At 54.1% G+C, this 9890-nt stretch carries 6 protein-coding genes and 1 pseudogene; 4 read left to right on the top strand and 3 right to left on the bottom strand.

Annotated elements, in window-relative coordinates; all coding sequences use genetic code 11:
- On the bottom strand, nucleotides 1–619 hold a 619-nt coding region (gene ychF / locus ACW14G_RS20940; protein WP_455648763.1), incomplete at its 3' end, for a redox-regulated ATPase YchF.
- 115 nt (nucleotides 620–734) lie between these two features.
- Complete coding sequence (pth, locus tag ACW14G_RS20935; RefSeq protein ID WP_064544934.1) at nucleotides 735–1319, bottom strand: aminoacyl-tRNA hydrolase; 585 nt, start codon at nucleotides 1317–1319, stop codon at nucleotides 735–737.
- 278 nt (nucleotides 1320–1597) lie between these two features.
- Here pth and ychH point away from each other — a divergent pair, with 278 nt between their 5' ends.
- Nucleotides 1598–1882 (top strand): stress-induced protein YchH, encoded by a 285-nt coding sequence (gene ychH / locus ACW14G_RS20930; RefSeq protein ID WP_064544936.1) that lies wholly within the window; start codon nucleotides 1598–1600, stop codon nucleotides 1880–1882.
- A gap of 79 nt (nucleotides 1883–1961) precedes the next feature.
- On the opposite strand, the gene lysC is transcribed toward ychH, so the two are convergent.
- Entirely contained in the window at nucleotides 1962–3326 is a 1365-nt protein-coding gene (gene lysC / locus ACW14G_RS20925; protein ID WP_249023183.1) for a lysine-sensitive aspartokinase 3, read from the bottom strand.
- A 614-nt stretch (nucleotides 3327–3940) separates the two neighbouring features.
- On the opposite strand from lysC, the gene ACW14G_RS20920 reads away from it, so the two are divergent.
- The 3 genes and pseudogenes from ACW14G_RS20920 to ACW14G_RS20910 all read left to right on the top strand — a co-directional run bounded on the left by ACW14G_RS20920 (nucleotide 3941) and on the right by ACW14G_RS20910 (nucleotide 9767).
- Nucleotides 3941–5326, top strand: coding sequence for a diaminobutyrate--2-oxoglutarate transaminase (locus ACW14G_RS20920; RefSeq protein ID WP_065356709.1), 1386 nt, complete (start codon nucleotides 3941–3943; stop codon nucleotides 5324–5326).
- Nucleotides 5327–5341: 15 nt separating this feature from the next.
- On the top strand, nucleotides 5342–6805 hold the full coding sequence (locus tag ACW14G_RS20915; RefSeq protein ID WP_419058124.1) for a pyridoxal phosphate-dependent decarboxylase family protein: 1464 nt from the start codon (nucleotides 5342–5344) through the stop codon (nucleotides 6803–6805).
- A 196-nt stretch (nucleotides 6806–7001) separates the two neighbouring features.
- Nucleotides 7002–9767, top strand: a pseudogene (locus tag ACW14G_RS20910) (sigma 54-interacting transcriptional regulator).
- Nucleotides 9768–9890: the final 123 nt, after the last annotated feature.

The raw sequence follows: 9890 nt of genomic DNA, 5'->3' as shown, positions 1-9890 counted from the left end.
CGATATACATGGTCGGCTTCAGCGTCAGGAAGCTCAGGTATTTGATGGCCGCTTTATCTTCGTCAGTCAGATTTTTCAGCGCGCGCAGCATGCCGGCGTTTTCCAACTGTGGCAGACATTTTTCCAGGGCAGCCAGTTCTGCTTTGGCGTCTTTGTCGCCGCCTTTGGCTTTCTTCTGCACGCGGTGAATCGCGCGTTCACAGGTGTCGAGGTCGGACAGCGCCAGCTCGGTGTTGATGACGTCGATATCGTCAGCCGGATCCACTTTGTTATTCACGTGGATAATGTTGTCGTTTTCGAAGCAGCGAACAACGTGGCCAATCGCTTCGGTTTCGCGGATGTTGGTCAGGAACTGGTTACCCAGGCCTTCACCTTTAGATGCGCCTTTTACCAGGCCCGCGATGTCGACGAATTCCATGGTGGTCGGCAGGATGCGCTGCGGTTTAACGATTTCCGCCAGCTGGTCCAGACGTGGATCGGGCATCGGCACAACGCCTGTGTTCGGCTCGATAGTACAGAACGGGAAGTTCGCCGCTTCAATACCCGCTTTGGTGAGCGCGTTGAACAGGGTGGATTTGCCTACGTTTGGCAAACCAACGATACCGCATTTGAATCCCATGTTTAAATCACCTTAATCTTTTGATATTCAACCTGTTATAGAGAACAGATTGTAGAAAAGTTAATAACTCAGACCATTATACACGTCATGCGGGAAAAATACCGCAGTCGTCGGTCTATTGCGCCTTAAAAGCGTGTAATCGGTTAGTTGCTTTGGTCAGCCCGTCTTTCAGCCAGATCTCGGTGCAGCGCGCCGCTTCGTCTACCGCATCGTCGATCAACTTCTGTTCAGCAGCCTGCGGTTTACCCAGCACAAAACCCACAACTTTGTTTTTATCGCCCGGATGGCCGATTCCAATACGTAAGCGATGAAAATTAGGGTTATTGCCCAGTTTGCTGATGATGTCCTTCAGGCCGTTATGGCCGCCGTGGCCGCCGCCGAGTTTAAACTTCGCCACGCCCGGAGGAAGATCCAACTCGTCATGAGCCACCAGAATTTCATCCGGATTAATACGATAGAAGGTTGCCAGCGCCGCCACAGCTTTACCGCTGAGGTTCATAAAGGTGGTTGGCACCAGCAGGCGTACATCTTCCCCGGCCAGATTAATGCGGGAGGTGTAGCCAAAAAACTTACTTTCTTCACGCAGCGGGGCGCGAAAGCGCTCTGCCAGTAAATCGACGTACCATGCGCCCGCGTTATGACGCGTTCCCGCGTACTCTGCGCCGGGATTCGCCAGGCCGACAATCAGTTTAATCGTCACGTTTTTGTTCCTGAGTGGGCAATCTTTCCGGCGGCTAGTTTACGTTGTGACGACGCGCTTGACAAAAATTAGCGCTGAAAGGGCTGAAAACTGAATAGTTGATGTACGGAATAATATTGTTTGAAAAGTATTTCAGTCACTTAAATGTAAAGTTATGTTGATGATATGTTCACGTTTGTGATCGGCCACGCACTTATCCACAGCGCTGTTGTCTATACTTTACACACAAGGAATAGGGATATATCCCTAAACCCAAAGCAATCTACGGAGGTGACACTATGAAACGCAAAAACGCTTCGTTACTCGGTAATGTGCTCATGGGGTTAGGTTTGGTCGTTATGATCGGCGGTGTAGGTTACTCCATTTTAAACCAATTGCCGCAGCTTAACCTGCCTCAGTTTTTTGCGCATGGGGCGATTTTAAGCATCTTCGTTGGCGCTATTCTTTGGCTGACCGGTGCACGTATCGGCGGGCATGAGCAGGTGAGTGATAAGTACTGGTGGGTTCGTCACTATGATAAACGTTGCCGCCGCGGTGGGGGTACCTCGCACCGTCATAGCTAAATAAAGGGTTCCTGAGAGGGGCCAGTAAACAGATAATAAAGTCCCGGTCGCAAGGCCGGGACTTTTTGCTTTTATCGCCTTATGACTCGAAAAGCTGGAGATGCAGGGCCTTGATGGCGCTATCGGCCTCGTCGGCAGGCAGCAGGAAGCACAGGTTATTACTGGATGCGCCGTGGCAGACCATGCGTACCGCGTGTTCTTCAAGCCAGGCAAAAACATCTTTAAATACGCCGGATGCCTGCGTGAGCTGATTCCCAACCAGCGTGACCAGCGCCAGCCCGGTTTCCACTTCAACTCGACAGTGGGAAGAGAGCTCGGTAAATAATGACGTGGTTAGCGTATGGTCCTCACCGGAGGTGGCGTGAGTAGAGTCCAGCGCCAGCGCGATGCTGTTTTCAGAAGTGGTGACCAGGTCGGCGGCGACAGAATGACGCGCTAACAGGGCAAACATCTGGGCTAAGAAGTGGCAGGACGGCTGCGCGTCAAGGCTGTGCAAGCGCAGCAGCGTTTGCTTACGTCGTACCGCCAGCGCGCGATAACGCGGCGGGTTCTCGGTGGTGCTGCACACCAGCGTGCCACCGGCGGCGGTATTTTTACTTGAGCCGACAAACACCGGGATGTTTTTGCGCATGGCCGGCAGCAACGTTGCCGGATGGAGCACTTTCGCGCCGTAGGCGGCCATATCGCTGGCCTCAGAAAACGAGATTCGATCGATACGTTTGGCGTTCGGCGCGATACGGGGGTCAGTGGTGTAGATTCCCGCCACGTCGGTCCAGATATCAACCCGACCAGCATTCAGCGCTTCGCCGAGCAGTGAGGCCGTGTAGTCGCTGCCGCCGCGACCCAGGGTCGTGGTATGGCCCTGCGCGTCACGGCCAATAAACCCCTGAGTAATCATAATGGCTTGTTCAAGGCGCGGGCGCAGATGCGTCTCGGCCAGCGTCGCCAGGGCATCAATATCGGGTGCTGCACAACCGTAGGTGTCGTCCGTGCGAATGACGCTGCGGGCGTCAAACCAGCTGGCCTCCGCTTCACGCTCACGAAGGACCTCGGTAAACAGCAGGGAAGACATCAGCTCACCGTGGCTGACCAGTTCATCACTCAGCGCGGCGGATGGCGAAGTGGCCGCCGTTTGCGCCAGGTGACCGATATTGTCGAGGAGATTATCAATTTCCTTGCTGATAACGGTCGGCTGCTTCAGGCGGGAAATAATATTGTACTGGATAGTACGTAACGTCTCGAGCTTGTCTAATTGCTGACGACTTTCCAGACCTTCAGAAAGCTCGACCAGAAGATTAGTCACGCCTGCCGAAGCAGAGAGAACGACTAAACGAACGTTGGGATCAGCAAGAACAATGCTGGCACTGCGGTTCATCGCGTCAAAGTCAGCGACGCTGGTGCCGCCAAATTTGGCAACGATGAAATGTGGATAAATGCGAGTCATAACAATCTCATATCAGGGCGCCATCATGTAATGGCTAGAAAATTTTCATTCTCGGCATAAGGGAAGCGGTCTTCGCCTTACGAAATGTCCGCCCGCGAACATTTCTAATAACAACCCAGGAATCACTCCTGTTGTCGATAACGTGTTTCGCCTGTACGCGTTACCGGGTGATGCGCATTAGTTCTTTATTTACAGAGCCTGCAAATAAGCGCGCCATAGTAAGTGATTTATTCAGAGGGATCGACTTTTTTATTATATTTCATCGCAAACAAGTGAAAAATCATGCTTTAACGACTTAATGCATACATTAATAATGGTAAATTCATGTAAAAGAATAATAAAACCATGAAAAACCGATGGCTTTCTTTACATCATTCGGATGACAGCTGTATGACGTTTTGTAAGATAAAAAGTAACAAATTCTTATAAAATGAGCATTATGATGTTGCTGTTATGCATTGATTTTAAAGGTGAAAATGACATTTTTCTGCAATGCAAAATAAATGATTGAGTCCAGTGCTAAAACAACATATATTAGCCGCGCTTTTTTGCAGGTAATCCTTATAACCATTTATTCAATCAGGCGTTAATCTACACCTGGTTGTAGGAGTGATATGATGACGGATAAAGTCCGTATTGATACTTTAAGTGCTAATTCATTACCACAGAGCAATGATACCTTTTTAGCAAGACAGGCTGAGTTTGAATCTAATGTCCGCAGCTATCCGCGTAAACTGCCATTGGCTATTGCCAAAGCGCAGGGCGTCTGGATTACCGACGTAGAAAATAATCAATATCTTGATTGCCTTGCAGGTGCCGGTACCCTGGCGCTCGGTCACAATCATCCTGAAGTGCTCCAGAGCATTCAAAGTGTCATCACAAGCGGCTTACCGTTACATACGCTTGACCTTACCACGCCGTTAAAAGATGAATTTTCATCTTATCTACTTTCTTTATTGCCGGGCCAGGGCAAAGAGTATTGCCTGCAGTTCACCGGGCCGTCCGGCGCCGATGCCGTTGAAGCGGCGCTGAAGCTGGCGAAGAAAGTGACCGGCCGTTCCAGCATTATCAGCTTCTCCGGCGGCTACCACGGGATGACCCATGGCGCGCTCTCCGTGACGGGCAACCTGTCGCCGAAAGAAGCCGTCAGCAACATGATGGCGGAAGTGCAGTTTATGCCGTATCCGCATCAGTACCGCTGCCCGCTGGGTATTGGCGGTGAAGCTGGCGTGAAAGCATTGACCTACTACTTCGAAAACCTGATCAACGACGTTGAAAGCGGCGTGCGTAAACCGGCTGCGGTGATCCTCGAAGCAGTACAGGGCGAGGGCGGTGTAAACCCGGCTCCGGTCGAGTGGCTGCAGCGCATTCGTAAAGTGACTCAGGAACACGGCATTCTGCTGATCATCGATGAAGTTCAGGCAGGCTTCGCGCGTACCGGTAAGCTGTTCGCCTTCGAACACGCCGGTATTGAGCCAGACATCATCGTGATGTCCAAAGCGGTTGGCGGCGGTCTGCCGCTGGCGGTACTGGGCATTAAAAAGCAGTTCGATGCGTGGGCTCCGGGCCACCATACCGGTACCTTCCGCGGCAACCAGCTGGCGATGGCCACCGGTCTGACAACGCTGAAAATCCTCAAAGACGACAAGATTGCCGATAAAGTTGCCGCCCAGGGCGAGTGGCTGAAAGGCAAACTGGCCGACCTGCAGAAACGCTACCCGGTGATTGGCCAGGTACGTGGTCTGGGTCTGATGATCGGTATTGAAATTGTTAAGCCGAACGAAGCGCAGGATCACATGGGCTGCTACCCGGCCGATGGCGAGCTGTCCGCGCTGCTGCAGAAAAAATGCTTCGAAAACGGGCTGATTCTGGAGCGTGGCGGCCGTAACGGTTGCGTACTGCGCCTGCTGCCGTCTCTGCTGATCACTAACGCTGAGCTGGAAGTGTTCCTCGATAAATTCGAAAACGCCCTGCTGGGTGCTGGCGTGAAGCCGGTTTAAACGGAGTTGGATCGAATGTCAGACGTAAACCCGATTCTGTCCGGCTCGGCGCAAAGTATTGCCGCCTATCAGGACGCTATCGAGCAGAGTACGAAAGCGGTCGTTGAATGGTTGAAACAGCCTGAGATGTATCAGGGCAAAACCGTTGAACAGCTGCGCGAACGTATCAACCTGAACTTTACGTCTCAGGGCCTGGGCAACCAGGCCGCTATTGAGCGTGCGGTTGAATACTTTCTCAAAGACAGCCTGTTGGTTCACCATGCGCAGTGCGTGGCGCACCTGCACTGCCCGAGCCTGGTGATTAGCCAGGCGGCGGAAGTGCTGATCAACGCCACCAACCAGAGCATGGACTCCTGGGACCAGAGCCCATCCGCGACTATCATTGAGATCAAACTGATCGAATGGCTGCGTGAGCAGGTTGGTTATGCGGCAGGTGATGCAGGCGTGTTCACCAGCGGCGGTACTCAGAGCAACCTGATGGGCCTGATGCTGGCGCGCGACGCTTTCTTTGCGCGTCAGGGGCACTCCATTCAGCAGAATGGTCTGACCGGCGATCTGAGCAAAATCAAAGTATTCTGCTCTGAAAGCGCGCATTTCTCCGTGCAGAAGAACATGGCGCTGATGGGGCTGGGCTACCGTTCCGTCACCCAGGTGAAGACCGATGCGTTCTCACGCATGGATCTGGCTGACCTGAAAGACAAGCTGGCCCAGGCGAAAGCCAACGGCGAGCAGGTGATGGCGATCGTCGCTACGGCCGGAACGACCGATGCGGGCGCAATTGATCCGTTAGCGGACATCGCGGCGCTGGCGGCAGAGCACCAGATCTGGATGCACGTGGATGCGGCATGGGGCGGGGCGTTACTGTTGTCTGAGAAGTATCGTCACTTCCTGAACGGCCTTGAGCTGGCGGATTCCGTTACCCTGGACTTCCATAAGCAGTTCTTCCAGACCATCAGCTGCGGCGCGTTCCTGTTAAAAGACGCGCGCCACTATGAGCTGATGCGCTACCAGGCGGCGTACCTGAACTCTGATTTCGATGAAGAACACGGCGTACCTAACCTGGTATCGAAGTCGCTGCAGACCACGCGTCGTTTCGACGCACTGAAGCTGTGGATGGGCCTCGAAGCGCTGGGCAAAAAGCAGTATGCCGAAATCATTGATAACGGCGTGACGCTGGCGCGCGAGGTGGCTGAGTTTGTCAAAACCCAGCCGCATCTGGAACTGGTGATGGAGCCGCAGCTGGCAAGCGTGCTGTTCCGCTTCCGTCCGGCAAGCGACGATATGGCGTTTGTTGCACTGCTCAACCAGCGTATCGGCGACGTGCTGCTGGCTTCCGGTAGCGCCAACGTCGGCGTCACCGAAGCCGACGGCGTCACCTGCCTGAAGCTGACGCTGCTGAACCCGACCGTGTGCCTGGAGGATGTGAAAGTCCTGCTGGCGAGCGTGAAGGCGACGGCTGAGCAACTGCTGAAAGCCTGAATTTTCAGGCTTGCTCGCGAGCCCTGACGGGCAGACGAATCCGGAAGCGTTTACGCTTCCGGATTTTTTTATCCTCGCGACCAAACGTCCTCGCGGTGGTTTTTGTGGCTTAGAGCACAAAAAATAAATTATGCGCCAACGCCGGGTCGATTTCCCCGCATCATAAACGCCTGTGATGGTGATGATGGGGGATGAGATGCGTAAAACGGAACTATTGGCTTTTCTACAAAATCAGACGGATTTTTTTGACCCCGATAACCTGAGCGACGTTTTTACCGCCAGCGACCTGGCTCAACGTTTTGCCATGCAGCGCAATACCGCCAGCCATTATCTCAATCAGCTGGTTGCTCAGGATGTCCTGGTGAAGATCAACACGCGTCCGGTCTACTTCCTGCATAAAAAGGCGTTCAGCCAGCAGTTCTTTCCACTATCCCGTAACGAGTACGCCAGCATAGCGGATCTGCTTGCTGAGAGCGATCGTCGGCCGGAGCCGGTCGACCATTTTTCACTGCTGACCGGGCATGACGGTAGTCTGCGAAAGCCCATTGAACAGATGAAAACCGCGCTGTTTTATCCTGACGGCGGGCTCCCGCTGCTTATCACCGGCGACAGCGGCACCGGGAAAAGCTATATGGCGGAACTGATGCACGCATACGCTATTGCCCAGGGGCTGCTGGCCCCCGACGCTCCCTTCGTCAGCTTTAACTGCGCGCAGTATGCCAACAACCCGGAACTGCTGGCTGCCAACCTGTTTGGCTATGTCAAAGGGGCTTTTACCGGCGCGCAGGGCGATAAAGCAGGGGCCTTTGAGGCGGCGAACGGCGGGATGCTGTTTCTCGATGAAGTTCATCGTCTGAACGCGGAAGGGCAGGAAAAGCTGTTTACCTGGCTGGATCGTAAAGAGATATACCGCCTTGGAGAGACCGCGCAGGGGCTGCCTGTTTCGCTGCGGCTGGTTTTTGCTACCACCGAAGACATTCACAGCACCTTCCTGACAACTTTTATTCGCCGTATCCCGATTCTCATCAGCCTGCCGGATTTACAGCATCGCAGCCGCCACGAGAAAGAGGCGCTGATGCTGCAATTTTTCTGGCAGTAAGCACGAACGCTCAACGCACGGCTACAGCTGACGCCGAGGTTGTTGCAGGGGCTGACGCACTATGTTTATCGTGGCAACGTTGGCGAGATGAAGAATGTGATCAAATACGCGGTGGCTTCGGCCTGGGCCCGGCGGCCGGGCAGCGAAGTGCTTAACGTGACGCTGCACGATCTGCCGGAGAACATCGTGGCCGCAACGCCCGCGCTCAATGAGCCTCTTCCCCAGGAGGAGCCGCTGCTTGTTGAACCCCAGACCAGCCTGCACTGGCTCCAGCGCGCGCGCGATCCGGCGCAGAGCTTGATTTACGATACCCAGTGCCGCGTGCTGGCGCTGTATGAAGCGGTGCTGAGTCAAAAAAGCAGCTGGGAGGAGGCGCAAAAAAGCATGGGTGAAGAGATTGAAACGCTCTTTGACCGGCTGATTTTCGATAACCCGGACGCCCACAGTGCCCATATGCTGTTGCTGGCCACGCAGCAGGTGCGGGAAGAGTTCTATCGGCTGGAAAAACGCTTCAATATTCAGTTTAACGGCAACTGTATTTATGCCCTGAGCCACTATCTTATCCATCGCTCCCGCCAGACACTGTCCACTTTAAGCCGCGAGAAAAGCCGCCAGCTGGAGAATTTTCTCGCGCAGAAATTTCCGCTGCTGTACCGCTTCTGCGAAGCGATTCTCGCCGCGCTGGCGCTGAAGCTTGATATCGAACCACGGCGCGTGGATCTGCTCTTGCTGGTACTGTGGCTGCAAAAAACCGGTGCCGTCAGCCAGCAGCAGGTGACCCGGGCGATCGTTCTGGCCCACGGCTATGCGACCGCCAGCAGTATCGCCAACGTGGCGAATCGGCTGCTGAAAAGCCAGCTGTTCGAGTCGTTTGATATGCCGCTCGATGTGACCCCCGAGGCGATCGCCAACCAGGTTCAGAGCTACATTGAGAGTCATGCGCTGGGTTCCGGGCTGATTATTCTGGTCGATATGGGCTCGCTAAAGGCGATTCACAGTCACTTTAATCGCCGCCTGTCGACGCCGGTCGCAATCGTCAACAACGTCTCGACCAGCATGGCAATGTATGTGGGAGAACGCATATTGCAGGGGGATATGCTGGAAGATATTGTGCGGGAGATTGACGGCGCGCTGGCCGTTGAGCATCAGCTTTATTACCCGCAAGCCGATAAACCTAGGGCCATTCTCACCACCTGTGCGACCGGTATGGGCGCGGCGGCTAACCTGTCGGCACTATTAAGCGCCAGCATCCCGGCTGCGCTGGCCATTGATATTGTGGCCTGCGATGTCGATACGCTGGCCTGCCCGGCACGTCGTGAGCCGCTGCTCAGTCGCTACGAGGTGCTGGCGGTGGTCGGCACTCTCGATCCTCATCTCGAGGCGCTGCCGTGGATCTCGCTGGATTCGCTGATGTCAGGCGAAGGCAGCAGGCCGCTGATGCGTATTTTCGGCGAGCTGGCGACGGCTGAGCAGGTGAGCGAAATTAATAACCTGCTGCTCAAAAACTTCTCGCTGCGCCGGGTCATTGAATCGGTAACGATCCTTGATACGGGGAAAGTGATAAACCAGGTGGAGCAGTTTTTACTGCGCTATGAGCACCTTGCCGGCTGCCAGGTGGCTAACGATCGGAAGGTGGCGCTGTATGTTCATATTAGCTGCCTGATTGAGCGGCTGATCCGTAATGCCTCGCCGACCCCTGATGCAGGGAAACAGTGTCCGGAGAGCGAACTGGTTATTCTGCGAGAAGCCTTTAGTGTCATAGAGAGCGGATATAGTGTCAAAATCCCCCGCGTTGAGCTTTGTTACATTCACGATATTCTGACGCGCGAGACAGAATATATCCAGCAAGATCAAGAGTTTTAACACACTTCATCTTTTCATTCTGAGCCTGACCGGTGCGCCACTGTTTCTGGCATGCCGGTTGCAATAAGAGAAAGCAGTGGAATGCGCTTTCGAGGTAAGGATGAAACGACACTATATTTTTGC

Source organism: Kluyvera sp. (genome assembly GCF_965301105.1).
Note: the sequence above shows the minus strand (reverse complement) of the source record. Positions and strands in the feature narration are given on the sequence as shown.